Source organism: Corallococcus sp. BB11-1 (genome assembly GCF_026626625.1).
In the GTDB taxonomy this organism is placed as follows: Bacteria; Myxococcota; Myxococcia; order Myxococcales; family Myxococcaceae; genus Corallococcus; species Corallococcus soli.
On the sequence record NZ_JAPNJY010000031.1, the window covers coordinates 54,599 to 74,811 of the forward strand.

General features: G+C 72.1%; 14 protein-coding genes. 5 read left to right on the plus strand and 9 right to left on the minus strand.

Annotated elements, in window-relative coordinates:
- Positions 1 to 121: 121 nt before the first annotated feature.
- Positions 122 to 5,302 (plus strand): DUF6982 domain-containing protein, encoded by a 5,181-nt coding sequence (locus OV207_RS26285; RefSeq protein ID WP_267557846.1) that lies wholly within the window; start codon positions 122 to 124, stop codon positions 5,300 to 5,302.
- 104 nt (positions 5,303 to 5,406) lie between these two features.
- On the opposite strand, the gene OV207_RS26290 is transcribed toward OV207_RS26285, so the two are convergent.
- Positions 5,407 to 6,036 (minus strand): YceI family protein, encoded by a 630-nt coding sequence (locus tag OV207_RS26290; protein ID WP_267557847.1) that lies wholly within the window; start codon positions 6,034 to 6,036, stop codon positions 5,407 to 5,409.
- Between the two features lie 33 nt (positions 6,037 to 6,069).
- Positions 6,070 to 6,945: a DODA-type extradiol aromatic ring-opening family dioxygenase gene (locus OV207_RS26295; protein ID WP_267557848.1), complete on the minus strand. Its 876-nt coding sequence runs from the start codon at positions 6,943 to 6,945 to the stop codon at positions 6,070 to 6,072.
- A 145-nt stretch (positions 6,946 to 7,090) separates the two neighbouring features.
- On the opposite strand from OV207_RS26295, the gene OV207_RS26300 reads away from it, so the two are divergent.
- A complete protein-coding gene (locus tag OV207_RS26300) occupies positions 7,091 to 8,731 on the plus strand; it encodes a sigma-54-dependent Fis family transcriptional regulator (protein ID WP_267557850.1) in 1,641 nt (546 codons plus the stop codon).
- Between the two features lie 82 nt (positions 8,732 to 8,813).
- Here OV207_RS26300 and OV207_RS26305 read toward each other — a convergent pair whose 3' ends face one another.
- From OV207_RS26305 to OV207_RS26335, 7 genes are all read right to left on the minus strand, one after another.
- A complete protein-coding gene (locus OV207_RS26305) occupies positions 8,814 to 9,548 on the minus strand; it encodes a DUF1751 domain-containing protein (RefSeq protein ID WP_193349183.1) in 735 nt (244 codons plus the stop codon).
- A 134-nt stretch (positions 9,549 to 9,682) separates the two neighbouring features.
- A complete protein-coding gene (locus OV207_RS26310; protein WP_120535321.1) occupies positions 9,683 to 9,880 on the minus strand; it encodes a hypothetical protein in 198 nt (65 codons plus the stop codon).
- Positions 9,881 to 10,072: 192 nt separating this feature from the next.
- Positions 10,073 to 10,288: a hypothetical protein gene (locus tag OV207_RS26315; protein WP_193349181.1), complete on the minus strand. Its 216-nt coding sequence runs from the start codon at positions 10,286 to 10,288 to the stop codon at positions 10,073 to 10,075.
- Between the two features lie 56 nt (positions 10,289 to 10,344).
- Entirely contained in the window at positions 10,345 to 11,541 is a 1,197-nt protein-coding gene (locus tag OV207_RS26320) for an acetyl-CoA C-acetyltransferase (protein WP_267557851.1), read from the minus strand.
- A gap of 72 nt (positions 11,542 to 11,613) precedes the next feature.
- Entirely contained in the window at positions 11,614 to 12,264 is a 651-nt protein-coding gene (locus OV207_RS26325; protein ID WP_267557852.1) for a hypothetical protein, read from the minus strand.
- A 19-nt stretch (positions 12,265 to 12,283) separates the two neighbouring features.
- Entirely contained in the window at positions 12,284 to 12,940 is a 657-nt protein-coding gene (locus tag OV207_RS26330; protein WP_193349177.1) for a 2-hydroxychromene-2-carboxylate isomerase, read from the minus strand.
- A 28-nt stretch (positions 12,941 to 12,968) separates the two neighbouring features.
- On the minus strand, positions 12,969 to 16,565 hold the full coding sequence (locus tag OV207_RS26335) for a serine/threonine-protein kinase (protein WP_267558148.1): 3,597 nt from the start codon (positions 16,563 to 16,565) through the stop codon (positions 12,969 to 12,971).
- 393 nt (positions 16,566 to 16,958) lie between these two features.
- Here OV207_RS26335 and OV207_RS26340 point away from each other — a divergent pair, with 393 nt between their 5' ends.
- The 3 genes from OV207_RS26340 to pruA all read left to right on the plus strand — a co-directional run bounded on the left by OV207_RS26340 (position 16,959) and on the right by pruA (position 20,213).
- The gene (locus OV207_RS26340; RefSeq protein WP_267557853.1) at positions 16,959 to 17,630 is read left to right on the plus strand and encodes a S1 family peptidase; all 672 of its coding nucleotides are present in this window, start codon (positions 16,959 to 16,961) and stop codon (positions 17,628 to 17,630) included.
- A gap of 359 nt (positions 17,631 to 17,989) precedes the next feature.
- On the plus strand, positions 17,990 to 18,388 hold the full coding sequence (locus tag OV207_RS26345) for a response regulator (protein ID WP_193349174.1): 399 nt from the start codon (positions 17,990 to 17,992) through the stop codon (positions 18,386 to 18,388).
- 169 nt (positions 18,389 to 18,557) lie between these two features.
- The gene (pruA, locus tag OV207_RS26350; protein WP_193349519.1) at positions 18,558 to 20,213 is read left to right on the plus strand and encodes an L-glutamate gamma-semialdehyde dehydrogenase; all 1,656 of its coding nucleotides are present in this window, start codon (positions 18,558 to 18,560) and stop codon (positions 20,211 to 20,213) included.

A 20,213-nucleotide genomic window follows, 5' to 3' on the forward strand; every position in this document is an offset into this window, starting at 1 on the left:
CGGATTGGTTTACCCCCTGGCGGGAGTCCCCTACACTCGCGACCCTCCAAGATTTTCGCTGCGGCGGTCCCCGTTTGACGCTGGCGCAGCAAGGTGACGGATGTCCGATACGCGCGCCGCGATGAGAGAATTCCGCTTCCTGGATGAGAAGCGGAAGCTGGGAAGTCTGTCCGCCGTCGAGGAAGCTCGCTGGGTCGAGTTGCGGGGCCTGTTGGGCATCCAGGACGCGGCGGACACCGCGGCGGCGGCGCAGGCCTGGGCACAGCCCCAGGCCCAGGAGCAGCCCCAGGGCTACTACGGCGAGGACGGCCAGTGGTACGCCTACCCCGCCGGCTACGAGCAGCCCCAGGGCTACTACGGCGAGGATGGCCAGTGGTACGCCTACCCCGCCGGCTACGAGCAGCCCCAGGGCTACTACGGCGAGGACGGCCAGTGGTACGCCTACCCCGCCGGCTACGACCCCAACGCGGCGTATGATCCGAACGCGGCGGCGTGGCCCCAGCAGGGTTACGACGCGAACGCGGCCTATGATCCGAACGCGGCGGCCGCCTACGCGGCCCCGGCCGGCACCGACGCTGGCGCTGCGTATGATCCGAACGCGGGCGACGCGCAGGCGTGGGCGGCCTACTCCGGAGGAGCGGCGGAGGCCGGCTACGCGCCGCAGGCGCCCGTGGATCAGGACAACCTGAGCCTCAGCACGGACGACATCGACATCCCCTCGCTGAGCGAACCCGCGCCCTGGATGCCCCAGCCGGCGGCGGAGGTGGCGCCGGCGGCGGCAGGCGCGGAGGAGACCTGGGAGACGAGCGCCGAGGAGGACTTCTCCGGGCTCTCCACGGCGACACCGCCCCCGGTGGCCGCCGAGCCCGAGGCGTCGCTGGAGGACTCGTTCGCCGAGCTGTCGATGGACGTCGAGGCCGAGGCCCAGGCCCCGGCGGAGTCCGGACTGGATCCGATGGCCGAGGCCCTGGCCTCCGCCGAGCACGCGGCGTCCGAGGAAGCGGCGCTGATGGACGCTGAACCCGAGGCGGTGCTCGCCGAGGACCTGGCCCCCGCGCCCATGGATGCGGCGTGGGACGCGGCACCGCTCGCGGTGGAGTCCGACGAGTCCCGTGAGGGCGCGCTCGACACGGCGCCGCTCGCGGTGGACACGTCGGCCCCGACCGAAGGCGCCGCTTCGGACTGGGACTGGAGCGACGTCTCGACGACGCAGGCCCCCGTGGCGTCGGACGGCGCCGTGCTGGAGGCGTCGGCCGAGGAGATCTCGACCGACGCGGGCGGAACCGACGCGGCGTGGCAGGCGGAGTCCGCTTCCGGAACCACGGATCCGAATGGGGACATCGTGCTCGGCTCCGGCGATATCGCCGAAGCGTGGACGGACGGTGCCGCTGCTTCGGAGATGCCCGCGGAGGAGAGCGCCCAGCAGGTGGGGGACGCCGCCGGGGAGTGGTCGTCGGAGACGGCAGGCGCGGCGGAATGGCAGGCCGACGGTGCGACTTCGACGGAGGCTCCGGCCGAGGAGATCGCGCTCAGCCCGGATGAGGTCGCGAGCAGCTGGCAGGCCGACGGCGCGGCTTCCACGGAAGCACCCGTCGAGGAGATCGCGCTCAGCCCGGATGAGGTCGCGAGCAGCTGGCAGGTCGACGGTGCGGCGTCCACGGAGGCTTCGGCCGAGGAGATCGCGCTCGATCCGAGCGAGGTCGCGGATGAGGGTGCGGCCTGGACCGATGCGTCGACGGGGGCCGAAGGCGAAGCCATCGCGCTGACGGACTCCGATGCCATGCCCTCCGCGCAGGCGGAGGAGACCCCGACGTTCGATGCGGCCGACCTGGGAGCCGAGGAGACGCTCACCCCGCCCCCTTCTCCCTTCGCCGAGGACGCGCGGGGCTCGTCGCTGCGGATCCGCAGCATCCCGGTCGGTCCGGACGTGGAAGCCGACACGCTGGAGCTTGGCGCGGACGACGTCGAACCGATGCCGTTGGCGGCGGCGCGTGACACCCTGGCCTCGGAACAGTGGACCGACCTGAACGGTCATCCCGACGAGGCCGTGCCGCTGGCCACCGCGAGCGAATCCCTCGCGGAGGCGCAGTCCACCGAGGCCTCGGCCTGGGGCGACGGAGCACAGGACGCACAGGCCGAGTGGTCCGCCGATGGCGCGCCGTCCGACGCGACCGCCACCGTCGGATTGCAGGAGGAGTCCGCGCCCATCGAGTTGCAGCCCGAGTGGGCCTCCGATGCGGTGGAGTCCCCCGCCGAGACGCCCGCCTGGGCGCAGGCGTCCGAGGAGTCCGCGCCCATCGAGCTGCAGCCTGAATGGGCTGCTTCCGCCGGAGACGCGAGCGCGACCGATCCCCAGGCGGAGTGGGCCACCCCGGAGCAGGAAGGTGCTGCGTCGGAATGGTCCGACACCGCCTCGTCCGAACAGTCCACCGAAACCGGGACGTCCGCCGGGTGGGGCACGTCGGAGGACGCGTCCGCCACCATCGCCACGCAGCCGGAATGGGCTGAGGCCGACGCCTCCGGCGAAGCCCTGCCCCTCGATGCGCAGCCGGAAGGGGCCACCGGGGAAGAGACCGCGACCGAAGTGCCGGCCACCGAGTGGGAAACCCCGGTGGAGGAGACCGCGTGGGCCACGTCCTCCGAGAACCTGGCCGCAAGCACCGCCCAGACGGAGGGCACTGCTCAGGCCGAGGAAGCACCACTGCTTGAAGCGCAGCCGGAGTGGGCCACGTCGGAGACGGCCTCCGCGGAGTGGACGGATCCGTCCGGAGAAGCGGCGCCTGTCGAGGCGCAGCCGGAGTGGGCTGCGTCCGAGGAAGCCGCGCCGGTCGAAGCCGGATCCGGGTGGGCCACGCCGGGCGAAGCAGCACCCGCCGCACAGTCTTCGGATTGGGGCTCCACGGAAGAAGCCGCGCCCATCGAGGCGCAGCCGGAGTGGGCCACCTCCGAAGAGTCGGCGCCCATCGAGGCGCAGCCCGAGTGGGCCACGACCGAAGAAGCAGCGGCCGTCGAAGCGCAGCCCGAGTGGGCCACGACTGAAGAGGCAGCGCCCGTTGCCGCGCAGACGGAGTGGGCCGCGACTGAAGAAGCAGCGCCCGTCGCCGCTCAGCCGGAGTGGGCCACCGCCGAAGAGAATGCGCCTGTCGCAGCGCAGTCGGAGTGGGCGACGTCCGAAGAGACCGCGCCCATTGAGGCTCAGCCGGAGTGGGCGACGTCCGAAGAGAGCGCGCCCGTCGCAGCGCAGCCGGAGTGGACCACGGCGGATGAAGCTGCGCCCATCGAGGCTCAGCCGGAGTGGGCGACGACTGAAGAGGCAGCGCCCGTTGCCGCGCAGTCCGCGTGGGCGACCTCCGAAGAAGCCGCGCCCGTCGCAGCGCAGCCGGAGTGGACCACGGCGGATGAAGCTGCGCCCATCGAGGCTCAGCCGGAGTGGGCCACGGAGGAAGCCGCTCCTGTCGCCACTCAGTCCGAGTGGTCTGCCTCGGAAGAGGCCCCCATCGAGGCGCAGCCGGAGTGGGCCACCTCCGAAGAGACCGCGCCTGTCGCCGCGCAGTCTGAATGGGCCTCCTCGGAAGAAGCCCCCATCGAGGCACAGCCGGAGTGGGCGACGACCGAAGAAACCGCCCCCGTCGCCGCGCAGTCCGACTGGGCAGGTACGGAAGAGGCAGCCCCTCTCGAAGCCCAGCCCGAATGGGCCACGGCTGAAGAGACCGCGCCTGCGGTCGCGCAGTCCGAGTGGGCCTCCACCGAAGAAGCCGCGCCCATCGAAGCCCAGCCGGAGTGGGTTACCCCTGGGGAAGTGACTCCCGGCTCGCCGCAGCCGTGGTCCGCCACGGACGCGGCTGCTCCCGTCACCGCGCAGCCCGCCTGGAACTCGGACGATTCCGGAACGTCGGCGTCGGAGTGGGCCTCCACGGAGGAAGCCGCTCCCATCGAAGCCCAGCCCGAATGGGCCGCGGACGCCTCCGAACCCGCCGTCGCCACGCAGTCGGAGTGGGCCTCCACCGAAGAAGCCGCGCCCATCGAAGCCCAGCCCGAATGGGCCACGGACGGCTCCGAAACCGCCGTCGCCGCGCAGTCGGAGTGGGCCTCCACCGAAGAAGCCGCGCCCATCGAAGCCCAGCCCGAATGGGCCACGGAGGAAGCCGCTCCCGTCGCCGCGCAGTCAGAGTGGGCCTCCACGGAGGAAGCTCCCGACGGGTCGGCGTCCGCCTGGGCCCAGCCCTCCACCGAAGCCCAGCCCGCCTGGGACGCCCCCGTCGAGGAAGCCGCCTCCGAGTGGTCCTCTCCTCCGGCCACCCCCGAGTGGAGCGCCCAGGAAGCCCCGGCCGCCAGGTCCGCCTGGGGCGCGCCCCAGGAAGCCCAGCCGGAATGGATGGCCTCCGAGCCCGCGCCCGCCCACGCCGCCTGGGAGGCCCCGCAGGCCGCGGCCTCCAACTGGAGCGAGCCCGTCGCCGAGGAAGAGGTCTCCCTCACCGGCCTGAGCCCGCTCGAGCCCGCCTGGGCTGAACAGCCCGTCGTGCCGGCCGAGTCCTCGTCCTGGGAAGAGCCCGCCGTGGACGTGGAGCCCCTCTCCGACGCCGCGCCCCTGGAGACCCCGGAGCCGGCCTGGGCCGCCCAGCCTGCCCTCGACGTCGAGGAGCTGGAGCCCGAAGCCGAACCCCTGGCGGACATCGAACTGGTGGAGGAAGAGCCCGCCCTGCCCGTCGCGGCCATGCCGCCCCCGACGCCTCCTCCGGCCCTGTCGCTCGCGGCGGCCCGGCCGGCGCCGGCCGTCCTCCCGGCGAGCCCGCCCCTGCGGAGCGCCGTCCCCGGGCAGGCCTCTCCCGCGCCCGTGGCGATGGGGGGAGCTTCCTCCAACCACCTGCGCCCCACCGAGGATGCCCTCTTCGATGCGCACGCGGCGGCCGGGTTCCCGCCCTCCACCCACTCCTTCGTGGAGGGCGAGCACCGCGTCATCATCCACACCATCGAAGGCCAGGTGAAGCGCGGCACCATCCGCGACGCGGACCTGCTCGAGGACGTCATCTCCCTGGAGCAGCAGAGCGGCTTCGCCCCCGAGCGCATCCCCGGCAAGCGCGTGAAGGCCATCTTCTTCATGCTCGCGGCGGGCGCGCGTCAGCCCCAGGCGGAGGGCTCCAAGATTCGCGTCACCTTCAACGACGGGCGCCAGGTCGCCGGCTTCTCCCAGGACTTCAAGGGCCCCACCCCGGGCTTCTTCGTCATCCCCGCCGACAACCGCACCAACACCGCGCGCATCTTCATCTACCGCGCCAGCGTGCAGGCCGTCGCCGAGGGCTGACGGCCTCCCGGCGGGACAGCCACCGCACAAAAAAGAGGGGCCTCGTCACCGAGGCCCCTCTCTTCATTTCACCGACCCGGGGGCCGGCGAGCTGACGCGAAGGACTACTTCGCGTCCTTCGCCGCGGGCGCCGCCGCCGCGTCCTTCTTGGGCGTCAGCTCCAGCGCGAGCGTGATGGCGATGTCCTCGCCCACCGCCACGCCGCCGGCCTCCAGCGCCTTGTTCCAGCCCAGGCCGAAGTCCTTGCGGTTGATCTTCGTGGTCGCCTCGACGCCACGGCGCATGCCGCCGAACGCATCCTTGATCTCCGGCGTCGGGCCCACCACGTCCAGCACGACGGACTTCGTCACGCCGTGCAGCGTCAGGTCGCCGGTGACCTTCAGTTTGTCCTTGCCGGCCTTCGCGACCTTCGTCGACTTGAAGGTGATGGTCGGGTACTTCGCCGTGTCGAAGAAGTCGGGGCTCTTCAGGTGCTCGTCGCGCTTGGGCTCCGCGGTGTTGACGGTGGTCGCGTCCAGGACGGCCTCGACGGTGGACTTGGTCACGTCCTTGTCGTCGATGTTGACCGTGCCGGACTGCACCTTGAAGTTGCCCTTCACGTTGGACACCATCATGTGCTTCACGGAGAAGTCGGCGGAGGAGTGCGACCCGTCGATGTCATACGCCGCCGCGAAGGCGAACGAGGGGGCGGCGACGGCGATCAGGGTGATGGCGGACTTCAGGGTCATCTTCATGGTGTGGACTCCCAGGACTGCGAACTGCGAGGTTCAGGCGCGCAGCGCGAAGCTGCGCATGGACAAGGTTCCGTGATGGAAACCCTCGAACACCGGGGTGAGACGGTCCTCGGCGAGGGCGGCTCCGAGGACGAAGTAGATGGGCAACCAGTGCTCGGCGGATGGATGCGCGACCCGCGCATTCGGTGCGCCCATCCATGACTGAAGCCCGATGAAGTCTCGTGCGACAAGTTTTCCGGCGACCCACGCGTCGAACTCGGCCGCCCATGGCTCCACGGACGCCAGCTTGGATCTGAAATTCACCCGGCGCAGGTTGTGGACCACCCCGCCGCTGCCCATCAGTAGCACGCCGTCCGCGCGCAGCGGACGCAAAGCCTCGCCCATCCTCGCCACGTCCGCGGGGGACGCCCCCGCCGGCAGCGCCACCTGGATGACCGGCACGCGCGCCTCCGGGAAGGCATGGCGCAGCGGCACCCAGACGCCGTGGTCCAGGCCGCGCGAAGCCTCCGCCACCGCCGGCACGCCCGCCGCCTGCAGCCGGGCCACCACGTCCAGGGACAGCTCCGGCGCGCCGGGCGCCGGGTAGCGCAGCCGGTACATCTCCTCCGGGAAGCCGTAGAAGTCGTAGACGAGCGGCGGCGCCGCCATCGCGGTGACGTGCACGCGCGCCTCCGTCTCCCAGTGCGCCGACACCACCACCAGCGCCTTCACCGCGCCCACGCTGTCACCCAGCCGCTTGAGCGCCTGCGGGTACGCGTCCGAGTCCAACGCCGTCATCGGTGAGCCGTGCGACACGAAGACCGCTGGCGCCACCTGCCGGGCCACCGTGGGCCCCGCGCCCATCACCCCCGCCACCCCGGCGGCCGCCACGCCCTGCAGCACCCCGCGTCTGTCGAGTTCGGAACCCATGGTGGACCCCATCGACTGCAACCCCAGGGCCAGCACAAGCGAAACGCCAACCCCATGGAATCATTGGGAGTCCAATTCCGCCCCTGCGAAAATGCTCTCAGAATGATAGAGAAGCCCCTCAGTCTGAATGGATCCGGGAGTCACCGTGGCTGGGCTGGAAGGGCTGGACCTGAGGGAGCTGCTGGCGTTCGAGCCGAAGGGGGGCGTCATCCACTTCGCCGGGCAGCGGGCACTGCTGATGGATCCGGTGGCGCTGGGGCTGCTGCGCTCGGAGATCGTCGGAATCATGGGGATGACGGCGGCGCGCGGCATCTTCACGCGGCTGGGCTACGCGCACGGCTGGCGCACCGCGGAGGCGATGCGCACGGCGGTGCCGTGGACGGACGAGGCCGAGTGGCGCCGGGCGGGGGGCCGGCTGCACACGCTGATGGGCCAGGTGCGCGTGGAGCGCATCGAGCGGACGGAGAAGGACGGGCCGGCGCCCTTCGCGGAGGCGCAGTGGCGCGACTCCTATGAAGCCGAGCAGCACCTGCTCCACCTGGGCCAGGCGGACCAGCCGGTGTGCTGGAGCCTCACCGGCTTCGCGTCCGGGTACCTGAGCTACTGCAATGGCAAGCCCATCTATTGCGCGGAGGAGAAGTGCGTCGGCAAGGGGGACGCGCTCTGCCAGATTGTCGGCCGGCCCGCCGAGGAGTGGAGCACCGAGTGCGCGGAGCTGCTGCGCTTCTATGAGACGCAGTGCATGGAGGGCGTGCTCGGCCAGGTGACGGAGGCCCTGCGGCAGGCGGAGCGCAAGCTGCGCGCGAAGCGGCAGTCGCTGGCGCGGGTGTCCGGCATGAAGGAGGACCCGGCGGGCATGGTGGCCCGCGCGGACGCGATGCAGAAGGTGCTCAACCTGGCCCGGCGCTCGGCGAAGGTGGACACCACCATCCTCGTCACCGGCGAGAGCGGCGTGGGCAAGGAGCGCATCGCGCGGCTCATCCACGACGAGTCCGGCCGCGCCCACAAGGCCTTCATCGCCGTCAACTGCGCCGCCGTGACGGAGAGCCTGCTGGAGAGCGAGCTGTTCGGCCACGCGAAGGGCGCCTTCACCGGCGCCACGCACGACCGGCCCGGCCTCTTCGAGGCGGCCCACGGCGGCACCCTCTTCCTGGACGAGGTGGGCGAGGTGCCCCCCGCCATGCAGGCCAAGCTGCTGCGCGTGCTCCAGGAGCGCGAGGTGCGGCGCGTGGGGGAGAACCTCAGCCGCAAGGTGGACGTGCGCGTGGTGGCCGCCACCAACCGCGAGCTGTCCGAGGAGGTGCGCCTGGGCCACTTCCGCCAGGACCTCTTCTACCGGCTGCGCGTCATCGAGCTGCGCATCCCGCCCCTGCGCGAGCGCAAGGAGGACATCCTCCCCCTGGCCCGGCTGCTGCTGGCCGAGGCCGGAGAGCGCCTGGGCCGCCGCGTGAGCGGCCTGTCCCCGGACGCGGCGGATCAGCTCCTGCGCTACCCCTGGCCCGGCAACGTGCGGGAGCTGGGCAACGCCCTCGAGCGCGCGGTGGTGCTGTGCGAGGGCCCGCGCGTGGAGCGCGAGGATCTGCCCGAGGAGGTGCGCGCCGCGCCCCCCAGCATGGTGCCCACCGGCAACCCGCGCCGGCTGGAGGACATGGAGAAGGAGTACATCCTCGCGGTGCTGGCCCAGAACGGCGGCAACCGCTCACGCACCGCGGAGCAGTTGGACATCGGCGTGGCCACGCTTTACCGCAAGCTCAAGCAGTACGGGCACCCGGAGGCCGCGCACTAGCGGACGCGGCACGGGCCCACCGACGCTCGCGCGTCAGCAGGCCCGTGGAGGAGGCACGCGCCGGCCCGGAGGCCGGCGGGCGTCAGTTGAGGAACTGGTCGCGGTCCGGCGGGCGGTTCTTGCCCACCACGCGCAGGTGCTTGGAGCGGTCGCGCAGCTGGCGCTGCAGCCGCCAGTGCTGCAGGTGCAGGAAGAGCCGCTTGGGGCTCGCGCCGCGCACGTAGGCGAACACCAGCACCAGGCTGATGAGCTCCGGCGCCAGGAACTGCCAGGACGGCGCGGTGAGCAGCCGCAGCACGGTGAAGCCCGCGCCAATGGCCGCGAACCAGTTGCCCGTCAGCGGGATGCCCCAGAAGTTCGCCTGCCCCCGGCCGATGACGAGCCCGTACGCCACCCACAGCACCGTGGTCATCACCGAGCCGCCGGCGTAGGCGCTCGCCATGGGCATCACCAGCGCCAGCAGCACCGTCAGCAGGCCCGCGAACACCGTGATGCCCACCGACGCCATCAGCAGGCGCCGCGCGCCCCAGGTGGACTCCAGGAAGCCGCCAATGGACCAGATGATGATGCCGCCGAAGATGATGCCCAGCGGGTCCGGCGCGATGAACGCGTAGGTGAACAGCTCCCACACGCGGCCGCGCAGCACGTCGTAGGGGTTGAGCAGCAGCAGCGCGCCCTGCCCGCCGCGCGTCGCCAGGTACAGGGCGGAGAACGCCACCAGCGCCACCGCCAGCTTGGCCGCCATCGATTCCAGGCCGACGAAGCCGCCGCCAAAGCCGCCGCCTCCGCCACCGTTGAAGCCCCGCATGGGTCGCATAGAGGCCCAAAGGTGGTGGAACACCGCCCGGTCCGCAACCCCAATCGCAGAAACGATGAAGGGCGCCCCACCCTGATGTCTCCAGGGAGAAGCGCCCTCACCTCCAACCCGCCTTCACGCGCCGGTCGAGGAGCTCAGACCTTGTGGCGGTAGAAGAGCGTGATGGTCAGACAGTGAAACTCCTTGTCCGAGGACTGCGTGACGATCTTGTCCACGATGTCCACGCCGGAGTTCTCCTTCAGCCACTTGGTGATGTTCTCGCCCATGTTCTCGCGATCGCGCGCGAGCGTGGTGGAGAACACCTTGACTCCCGTGAAGCTGATAACGCCCATTCCAACCCTCGTGTCACCAGAGATTACGAACGTTTACCCCGAGTCGCGGGCGCCATCAAGAAACGGGCCCGACAATCCGGCCTGCTGCTGCCCGGGGCGTGCGCTGCCCGGGCGCCCGGGCCCCCGGGGAGCCGGAAGCCACCGTCCGCCCGCCAACACTCGGGCGGGCGGCGCGGGGGCGGGAGGTGCGTGTCAGCGGCCCGAGGCGGCGCGGCGGGCCTGACACGTCACCTCGTCCTTGCAGGCGGGACCGATGCCTTCGGGGTGGGCCGTCAGGGGCGTCTTGTCACTCTCCTCCACGCCACACACCACGCAGCGGCGCTTGCGGTTGCGGCGCTCGGCGCGGCGCTGCTCGGCGATGGCCTTGGCCCGCTCGCGGGCCGTCTTCGCGTCCACCTCGTTGCTCATCTCACGTCCCGTCCGGAAGTCGTCTGCCCCGTACCCCGTCCCCGACCCAGCGGCGCCTAGAGCGCCTCGACCAGCACGGCGATGCCCTGGCCGCCACCGATGCAGGCAGAGCCGATACCATAGCGAGCGCCCCGCCGCTTGAGCTCGTAGGCCAGCGTCATGGTGATGCGCGCCCCGGAGGCCCCCAGCGGGTGGCCCACGGCGATGGCGCCGCCGTTGACGTTGGTCGCGTCGCGTGGCAGGCCCAGCTCCTTCTCCACCGCCAGGTACTGCGGCGCGAAGGCCTCGTTGACCTCGAAGAGGTCCACGTCGGACAGCTTCGCGTCCGCGCGCTGGAGCAGGTTGCGGATGGCCGGCGCGGGGCCGATGCCCATGATCTTCGGGTCGCACCCGGACACGCCCCAGTTGACCAGCCGCGCCACGGGCTTCAGGCCGTGCTTCTCCACGAAGGTGCGCGTGGCCATCACCATGGAGCCCGCGCCGTCGCAGATGCCGCTGGCGGCGCCCGCGTGCACCACGCCGTCCTTCTTGAAGACCTTGGGCAGCTTGCGCAGGGTCTCCACCGTGGTCTCCGGACGGTTGTGCTCGTCCCTGGACACCACCGTGTCACCCTTCTTGCCCTTGAGCGTCACCGGGGCGATCTCCTCCCCCAGGCGGCCGGCCTCCTGCGCGGCGGCGAAGCGCTTCTGGGTGAGCACCGCGTACTGGTCCACGTCGTCCTGGGTGAGGCCGTAGTCCACCGCGAGCTGCTCGGCGGTGAGCGCCATGGCCTGCCCGGTGTAGCTGTCCGTCAGGGCCGTCCAGAGCATGTCCTCCAGGCCGCCCTTGCCCAGGGGGATGCCCCAGCGCGCGCCGCGGATGACGTGGGGCGCCTGGCTCATGGACTCCGTGCCGCCCGCCAGCACGCACTCCCCGCCGCCCGTCAGCATCATCTCCGCGGCGGTGACGAAGGCCTGGAAGCCGGAGCCGCACAGCCGGTTGACGCCCAGCGCGGGCACCGGCACGGGCACGCCCGTGCGCAGGCCCACGTGGCGCGGCAGATAGATGGCGTCCGAGCTCGTCTGGACGACGTTGCCGTACACCACATGCTCAATCTGCTCCGGGGACACGCCCGCCTGCGCCAGGGCCGCCTTCGCGGACTCCACGGCCAGGTCGGTGGCGCTCAGGTCCTTGAGGCTGCCGCCGTAGGTACCGAACGGGGTGCGCTTGCCGGACAGGAAGTAGATTTCCTCGTTCTTGGACACGCTCTTCATGGTGGTCGACTCCCTACTCTTCCGGGCGGCGCGGTGCACGCACGACGTGACGAGCAAGACGCGGTGGCCGCCTCAGCCCGCGCGCCTGCCCAGGAAGGCGCCGGCGACGATGGCAAGCGCGATGGCCGTCCACAACACTCCCTGGAGGTTCTGCCGGCGGATTTCCTTGCGGCCAAGGCCCTGGTACCAGGCCCGCCCGGCCTGGATCCGGCCCTCCCAGGTGAAGGCGCCCGGCTCCGCCGGACCCAACCCGTCCAGTCGGCGCACATGTGCGCGCAACAGGCGCTCCGGGGAGGCGTCCTCCAGGGCACCGGAGCGGTAGCCGGGCAGGTCCAGGGCGGGGCGCCGGTAGCTGGCGGTGACGACGAAGCCCCCGGAGGCCAGGGGGGTGAGCAGGTAGAGGCGGGGCAGCTCCTCCTTGCCCAGGTGCAGGGTGGCGAAGACGCGCTCGCCGAGGTGGGCCCACGTGTAGGAGCGGGTGGCCCCCTGAAGGAGCGGCTTCTCCTCGTGGCTGCCCAGGGGGGTGAAGCCCAGCGCCTGGAGCTGGCCGGCGAGAGGGACCAGCGCCTCCGGCAGGTCCATCTGGTCCGCGGGGGCCTCCGGCTCGATGCGGACCGTGCCGGGGAAGAAGAAGAGCAGCGCGCGCCAGAAGTTGAGCGACAGCAGCACGCCCGCCAGCACGAGGCTCGCGACGACGAAACCCAACTGACCGAGGACGTTCATGGACCGGGGCCTCCGGCGCTCAGCGACGCGACGCGGTGGAGGGCAGGTGCTGCCAGCGCGCCAGGGCGTCCGGGGTGAGCGGGTCGCGGCCCTCCAGGAAGCGCTCCAGGTGGCCCAGCGAGTCCACGCCCCAGAACATCTCCCCGTCCACCAGCACGGAGGGCACGCCGAAGGTGCCCTGGGCCAGCGCCTCGTCGGTGTTCCTCCGCACGCGGTCCTTCACCTCCGGGCTCGCCGCCCGGGCGAGCAGGGCCTGCGCGTCGAAGCCGGCCTGCTGGAGCACCGCGCCCACCTGCTCCGGCGTCTCGATGCCCCGGCCCTCGCCCCACGCCGCCGCATAGAGCGCGGTGGCGAGCCTCGTCCGGGCCTCCACGTCGTCCACCGCGGCCGTCACGCGCAGGGACAACAGCGGGTTGAACGGGTGCGAGGGCGGCGGGGTGAACGGGGCCCCCTGTTCGTGCGCGATGCGGAAGGTCTGCTTGAAGACGTAGACGCGCTTGGCGGGGATCTCCGCGGGCCCGATGGAGCCCACCGCGTTGAGCAGCCCCGCGAGCAGCACCGGCACCGGCTCCAGCGTGCGCCCGTGGCGCGCCGCGAGGGCGGGCATCCGCAGCCAGGCGAGGTAGGCGTACGGTGACAGGTAGTCCAGGCAGAAGCGCAGGGGGGACGGGGCCATGGGGCCATCCTACCCAGGACGGCGCCCGTCAGGCGCTCTGCTTCAGCGCTCCGGGCTGGCGCGACAGCGGGCCGCGCAGGGAGCTGGCGAGCGACTGGAGGTGCGTGGCCTTCGCGTTGCCGAAGGCGCGCTCGGCGATCTCCAGCTCCAGCATCACCTCCTCGTGCGTGCCGTGCCGCTCCGCGTGTTGCAGGTACACGAGCCCCATCTGCAGCACGTTGCCGGTGGCCTCCGCCAGGATGAGCGCGTGGCGCAGGTGCGCGTCCCCCTCCTCCTTGGACACCAGCGGCGCCAGCGCGCGGCGGGCCAGGATTTCATCCCACGGGTTGGCGAGCACCGGATCCAACGCGCGCGCGAGCGCCGTCTGCGCGGCGGCGAGCGCGGCGGGCAGCCGGCCCTGGTCGCGCTCGAAGCGCGCCTGGTACACGTGCACCAGCGTCTCCATGCGCAGGCCGCCCTGGCGCGCGGCCTCCAGGGCGCGGGGCAGCGACTCGCGCGCGGCGGCCGCGTCCTCGAAGAGCACGTCGCGGCACGCCTGGTACACCTGCACGTGGGCCTGCAACCAGCGGTCCTGGGGCAGCACCCGCGCCAGGGCCTCGCCGCGCGCCACCACCGCGGCGACGAGCTCGTGCTCGCCGCGCTCCAGGTAGTACGGCGGCGTGAAGAGGGCCAGGTTGCGCTCCATCAGCCGAGGGCTGCCCAGCCGCCGGATGAGCTCCGTCTTCTGCGCCAGGGCCGGCGCGAAGGCGGCCCCGTCCCCGGTGAAGGCCGCGCGCGTCACCTGGGTGAACAGGTGGTAGGCGCGCACGTCGGTGAAGCCGTGGGCCTGCGCCACCGCGAGCCCGTCGCGCAGCACGTCCTCGTCCAGCGCTTCGCCGCGCAGGGCCAGGTTCACGTTGAGCAGGTAGCCGCCCATGCCCAGCGCCCACGCGAGCCGCCGGGGCGGACGGCCCACGGCGTCGCGGAAGTCGCGCAGCCGCTTCACCTGCCGGCGCTGCTCGACCACGCCCCCGGACCAGCAGCCGGTGTACGCGCTCAGCGTCGCGCGGGCGATGGACATCCCGGCCAGGTAGGGCGAGTCCTCCGGGTGCTCGGCGGACGCGCTCGACAGCAGCGCCTCCATCTCCTGCGTGCGCCCCAGGATGGCCAGCGACATGCCCTGGAGGATTTGAAGCTCCGAGCGCTTCCAGAAGACGTCCACCGGCGTCATGCGCGCGCCCGCGGACACCTCGCGGAACAGCGGGCACAACAGCTCCTCGTGCTCCGCGGCCGTGGCCGTGCGCGCGGACGCCAGCCGCGCCGCCGCCTCGCGGCGCCCGGCCTCCACGTCCACCGTGGCCGCCCAGTGCGCGAAGAGGCGCTCCGCGTACGCCACCGACGTCGGCGGGTCGCTGGAGTAGCCCACCTCCACCAGCGACACCCAGGTGCGCAGCAGCTGCTCCGAGCGCCCCGGGAAGTCCGGCGCGGACTCCAGGAGCCCCGCCGCCTCCTTCAAGAGCAGCGTGGCCTCCAGCAGCGCCTCCGCCTCGATGGCCGCCCTGCCCGCCTCCAGCAGCGGCTGGATGGCCTCCGCGGGCGCGTCCGAGCGCGCGTAGTGCCAGCCCACCGCGCGCACCAGCCCCGCGCGTCCCACGGGCAGCGCCTGGAGCGCCCGCGCCACCAGGCCGTGGTGCGACCGGCGCTCCACCTCCGGCGTGCTGTCGTAGACGGCCTGGTGCACGGTGTCGTGCGTGAAGACGTACCGGCCCTCCACGTCCTGGAGGAACTGCCGCTCCACGATGCCGTCCAGCACCGCGAACAGCTCCGCCTCCGGCAGCCCCGCCAGCGCGCGCACCAGCGGCAGGTCCAGCATGCGGCCCGCGGGCGCCAGCTTGCGCAGGAGCGTCACCTGCTCCGGGGGCGCGCTCGCCAGCCGCACCAGCACCGCCTCCTGGATGCTGTCCGGCAGCCGCCGCGTCCCCAGCCCCTCCTCCGCCTCCCACCGGCCGCCCACGCGCTTGAGCGCGCCCGCCTCCACCAGCATGCGCAGGCACTCGGTGGCGAAGAAGGCGTTGCCGCCCGTGGTCTCGTGCAGCCGCGTGACGAAGCCCTCCGGCATCTCCAGCCCGGGCAGCACCAACTCCACCAGCGTGCCCACGTTCTCCGCGGACAGGGGCTCCAGGTCCACGCGCGAGGTGAGCTTCTCGTCCACCGTCTGGAACGCGAGGCTCAGTCGCGACAGCTCCGCGGAGCGGAACGTGCCCACCACCATGCCGCGCGTGCCGTGCAGCGCGCGGATGATGACGTTGATGGCCTCCAGCGACGCGCTGTCCGCCCACTGGAGGTCCTCGAAGCACAGCACGAACGACTGCCGCCCGCCCAGCGTGTGCGTCCACTCCGACAGCGCCTCGAAGAACGCGCCCTTCTCCTCCGCGCCTTCGCGCAGGGCCCGCTCGTGCACCTCGTCCTCGGGCACCTCCGACGACAGGTGGGGTAGCAGGCGCGCCAGCCGGGGCCCCAGCCGGTCCATCAGCTCCGCGGGCGTGTGCGGCACCATGCTGCGCAGCGCCTGCGCCACCGGCGCGAGCGGCGCCAGCCCCTCCGCGCGGCACTGGCCCCGGCCGAAGGGCAGCTCCGCCAGCTTCGCCTGGAGCTCGAACTCCTGGAGCAGCCGCGTCTTGCCCACGCCCGCGGGCCCGCCCACGAGCACCGCGCGCGACTGGCCCCAGTCCGCCTCCGCCAGGCCGTTCATCAGCCCCTCCAGCTCCGCCTCGCGCCCCACCACCTCCGGGACGTGCAGGTAGCTGGCGCGCGCCGACAGCGGCTCCTCCGGGGACGGCTCGCCGCTCGCGTGGCAGAGCGCTTCGAGCAGCTCGCTGGCGTCCTGGAAGCGCTCGCGCGGATCCTTGGCCATGAGCAGGAGGATGATCTCCTCCAGCTGCGGGTCCACCGCGCAGAGCGTGGAGGGGCGCGGCGGCGGGCGCGTCAGGTGATCCGCCAGCAGCACCGCGGGGTTGCTGCGCTTGAAGGGCAGCTTGCGCGTGGCCAGGTACCAGGCCATCACGCCCAGCGAGTACAGGTCCGCGCGCCCGTCGATGCTCGCGCCCCGCTGCCACTCCGGCGCCAGGTACTCCAGCGTGCCCTTGAGCTTGCCGGGGCTGGGCGTGCCCAGCTGGTGCATCACGCCGAAGTCCATCAGCTTCACCGCGCCGGACTCGGTGATGCGCACGTTGCTGGCCTTGATGTCGCAGTGCACGTACAGGCGCGAGTGGATGAACGCCAGCACCTGCGCCATCTGGATCAGCACCCGATACATCGTGCGCGTGTCCAGCGGCGATTCGCGCACCAGCGTGCTCAGGTCGTGGCCGCCCACCACCTCCATGGTGATGAAGCGGTTGCCGGCCTCCGTCATGCCCCAGTCGAAGACCTTGAGCGTGGACGGGTGCTGGAGCTTCTTCATGGCGAAGAACTCGTGCCGGAACATCAGCACCAGCTCCTCCACCTTCGCGGCGGACAGCTCCGCCGGGACGTGCATCTCCTTGAGCGCGACGCGCCGGCGCTCCTGCAGGTCGTCCGCCAGCCAGATGCGGCCCATGCCGCCCTCGCCCAGCAGCGACTCCACCCGGTAGCGCCCGGTGACGACCATGCCCGGCTCCAGGGAGCGCCGCTCCCCGATGCCCGCCCCCGGCAGGGTGATGGGCGTACGCAGCCGGTCCCCCCACGTGCTCGGAGGCCGGGTGCGCTCGTCCAGGACCGTTGTCTTCTCGTCGTCGCTCACGCGCTAGGGGCCGGCGGTTGCGCCGGAATCCAGACGTTGGAGCAATAGCACGTTTCAGTGACACCGCCTCCGGGACATCCGAGCAGGTGAACTCCATGCTCCTGGACATCCCGCCCCCGTCCTGCCGGAGGAAGGCGCGCCCCGCCGCCCGAACGCCTGCTGGGGGGCCACTTCCGGCCGCCCGGCCTCAACGCATCGGGACGCATGCACACCCTTCTTCCAGGCTCGGGGCCCACCGCCCCTACCCGAGGGGGAAGCGGCATGCGTGCATGGAAGCGGGGCGGAGTGACCGTGGCCTTCGTGGCCGTCACGGCCTGGATGGCCTGCGGTCAGCCGGTGGACCCGGAGACCCGGGGGCTCCAGGAAGCGGCGGCGGCGACCGTCACCCTGGGCGAGGGCCACTGCGCGGGCGTGGTGGTGGGCACCGGGCGCCACGTGCTCACCGCGGCCCACTGCGTCGCGCAGGGGCAGGACGCCGGGCCCGAGCACACGAACTTCGAGGACGGGCGACGGCTGGAGGGCCGCTACGTGTTCGTGGATCGCGGCCGGGACCTGGCGGTGCTGGAGCTGGAGGCGAAGGCGCCGGTGGCCCCGCTGGAGGTGGCGGACGCGCTGCCCGCGCCCGGCGAACCGCTCGTCTTCACCGGCCGGTTTGATCGCCCCGGAGCGCCGCAGCAGGTCCAGTTGGAGCGGCTGGGCCGCTGCCCCTCGCTGCCGGACGTGCCCGCCGCGCTCTTCACCACGATGCACGGCATCCCGGGTGACTCCGGCGCGCCCCTGGTGGACGCCCGGATGCGCGTGGTGGGCCTGGTGCACGGCGGCGCGCGGTGCAGCATCGCCGCGCCCACGGCCGACATCGCCCCGGAGCTCCAGCGCCTCTCCCAGGAAGCCTCCCAGCCCCTGGCCCGGGGCCTGCCACCAGCCCCCCGCTGAAGGCGGAGGTCAGGGTCGTTTTGCTGGAGCCTCGCAGCCTCGGGGCCCGGGCCGCCGCGCGGCGCGACAGGGACGCCGCCCTTCGCCCCTGGGCGGCCAGGCAGGCGGGCTTCCAGGGTCTGTTCGTTGCCCGGTCGCTCCCGCGAGGCCCACCTTCCTGCCGGATGCCGGTTCGCGCCCCACGCAGGGCTCCTTCCGCGACGGCGAAACCTCCGGCTTGGAGGCAAACCCGTGAGGTGGAGGCTTTCATGAATTCCTCCGGGTGAAGGGGGACCTCTTGCCCGGTGCGCACGGTGGGGGGATGCTGGTGCCGTCGTGCCCCCTGCTGTCCGCGGTCCCCTCCCGGGAGTCGAAGCGCCGTGAAGCCCAAGGTCCTCATCGTCGAGAACTCCTGGACCATGCGCGAGACGCTGCGGCTGCTGCTGTCCGGTGAGTTCGACTGCACGGTGGCGGCCGACGGCGAGGCGGGGCTCGCGCACGCGCTGACGGAGACGCCGGACGTGCTGCTGTCGGACGTGAACATGGACGGCATCGACGGCTATGAGCTGTGCCGCCGCGTGCGCGCCGAGCCGTCCCTGGCGCGCCTGCCGGTGGTGTTCGTCAGCGGCTACGCGCCGCGCGTGGACCTGGACCCCGCGCAGCCCCAGCCGGACGCGTACCTGGTCAAGCCCGTGAAGCCGCCGTACCTCATCGCGCAGCTGCACGCCGTGCTGCAACGGGCGCGGGGCGCGACGGCCAAGGCGGCGGGCGAGGCCTGAGCCGAGGGCCAGGCCGTCCGGGGGGCAGGAGGCTTTTGCCCCGCCCGTGACGCGCGGGGGCGGCGCCTCCGGTGTCGCGGCGCGGACGGCCCGGGCATCTGTCGCTGACCTGGACGTGCGGGAGGGCTATACCTTGCCCACCTTTCTTCTCCTGTCCCGAGGTCCTCGCGTGCTCAACGCCTTCCCCCGCGTCCCGGCTCCCAAGAACGAGCCCGTCCTCTCCCACGCCCCCGGCACGCCCGAGCGCGCCGAGCTCCAGGCCACGCTCAAGCGCATGAGCGGTGAGAAGCTGGAGATCCCGGTCGTCATCGGCGGCAAGCACCTCCGCTCCGGCAAGACGGACACGGTGCGCATGCCGCACCGGCACCAGCACGTGCTGGCCACCCTGCACGAGGCGGACGCCAGCCACGTCGAGCAGGCCATCCAGAACGCCCTGAGCGTGAAGGAGGACTGGGCGCGGATGTCCTTCCACGCGAGGGCGGCCATCTTCCTGCGCGCCGCGGAGCTGCTGGCCACGCGCTACCGCCCGCTGCTCAACGCGTCCTCCATGCTGGGCCAGTCGAAGACGGCGCACCAGGCGGAGATCGACGCGGCGTGCGAGCTCATCGACTTCCTTCGCTACAACGTCCACTTCGCGCAGCAGATCCTGTCCATCCAGCCGGAGAGCTCCGCGCAGACGTGGAACCTGACGGACTACCGGCCGCTGGACGGGTTCGTCTTCGCCATCACGCCGTTCAACTTCACCTCCATCGCCGTCAACCTGTGCGTGGCGCCCGCCATCATGGGCAACGTGGTGCTGTGGAAGCCGTCCTCCACGCAGGCCCTGAGCGCGTGGTACGGCCTGGAGCTGCTGCGCGAGGCGGGCCTGCCCGACGGCGTCATCAACATGCTGCCCGGCGACGGCCCCACGGTGGGCAACCCGGTGCTGGCGAGCCCCCACCTGGGCGGCATCCACTTCACCGGCTCCACGCCCACGTTCAACAGCCTGTGGCGCACCGTGGGCGAGAACATCAGCCGCTACAAGCAGTACCCCCGGCTGGTGGGTGAGACGGGCGGCAAGGACTTCATCTTCGCGCACCCGTCCGCGGCGGATGACCTGGAGGCGCTCGCGGTCGCCATCGTGCGCGGCGGCTTCGAATACCAGGGCCAGAAGTGCTCCGCGGCCAGCCGCGTCTACGTGCCGGAGTCGCTGTGGCCCAAGCTGAAGCCGCGCCTGCAGGCGCTCATCGGTGAAATCAAGATGGGCGACGTGGCGGACTTCCGGAACTTCATGGGCGCCGTCATCGACGAGCGCTCGTTCAAGAAGGTGTCGTCGTACATCGACCTGGCGAAGACGGGCGGCGACGCCACCATCATCGCGGGCGGCGGGACGGACAAGAGCGAGGGCTGGTACGTGCAGCCCACGCTGGTGCAGTGCCACAGCCCGCGCCACCGCATCATGACGGAGGAGATCTTCGCGCCGCTCGTGGGCCTGTACGTCTACCCGGACGCGAAGCTGGAGGAGACGCTGAAGGAGTGCGACCAGGCCGCCAGCTACGCGCTGACGGGCGCCATCTTCGCGCGCGACCGCAAGGCCATCGAGATGATGATGAGCAGCCTGCGCGGCGCGGCGGGCAACTTCTACATCAACGACAAGCCCACGGGCGCGGTGGTGGGCCAGCAGCCCTTCGGCGGCAGCCGGGCGTCCGGCACGAACGACAAGGCGGGCTCCATCGTCAACCTGTTCCGCTGGAGCAGCCCGCGCACCATCAAGGAGAACTTCGTGCCGCCCGCGCAGGTGCCCTACCCCTTCATGGACAGCGACCCGAAGGAAGGGGCCATCTAG

Excerpts from the sequence above, each read along its gene's own strand:
- OV207_RS26295 (WP_267557848.1), bottom strand. The coding sequence starts at position 6,945 with ATGGGTTCCGAACTCGACAGACGCGGGGTGCTGCAGGGCGTGGCGGCC.
- OV207_RS26310 (WP_120535321.1), bottom strand. The coding sequence starts at position 9,880 with ATGGGCGTTATCAGCTTCACGGGAGTCAAGGTGTTCTCCACCACGCTC.
- OV207_RS26335 (WP_267558148.1), bottom strand. The coding sequence starts at position 16,565 with ATGGTCGTCACCGGGCGCTACCGGGTGGAGTCGCTGCTGGGCGAGGGC.
- OV207_RS26285 (WP_267557846.1), top strand. The coding sequence starts at position 122 with ATGAGAGAATTCCGCTTCCTGGATGAGAAGCGGAAGCTGGGAAGTCTG.
- OV207_RS26325 (WP_267557852.1), bottom strand. The coding sequence starts at position 12,264 with ATGAACGTCCTCGGTCAGTTGGGTTTCGTCGTCGCGAGCCTCGTGCTG.
- OV207_RS26290 (WP_267557847.1), bottom strand. The coding sequence starts at position 6,036 with ATGAAGATGACCCTGAAGTCCGCCATCACCCTGATCGCCGTCGCCGCC.
- OV207_RS26320 (WP_267557851.1), bottom strand. The coding sequence starts at position 11,541 with ATGAAGAGCGTGTCCAAGAACGAGGAAATCTACTTCCTGTCCGGCAAG.
- OV207_RS26340 (WP_267557853.1), top strand. The coding sequence starts at position 16,959 with ATGCGTGCATGGAAGCGGGGCGGAGTGACCGTGGCCTTCGTGGCCGTC.
- OV207_RS26315 (WP_193349181.1), bottom strand. The coding sequence starts at position 10,288 with ATGAGCAACGAGGTGGACGCGAAGACGGCCCGCGAGCGGGCCAAGGCC.
- OV207_RS26330 (WP_193349177.1), bottom strand. The coding sequence starts at position 12,940 with ATGGCCCCGTCCCCCCTGCGCTTCTGCCTGGACTACCTGTCACCGTAC.
- OV207_RS26305 (WP_193349183.1), bottom strand. The coding sequence starts at position 9,548 with ATGCGACCCATGCGGGGCTTCAACGGTGGCGGAGGCGGCGGCTTTGGC.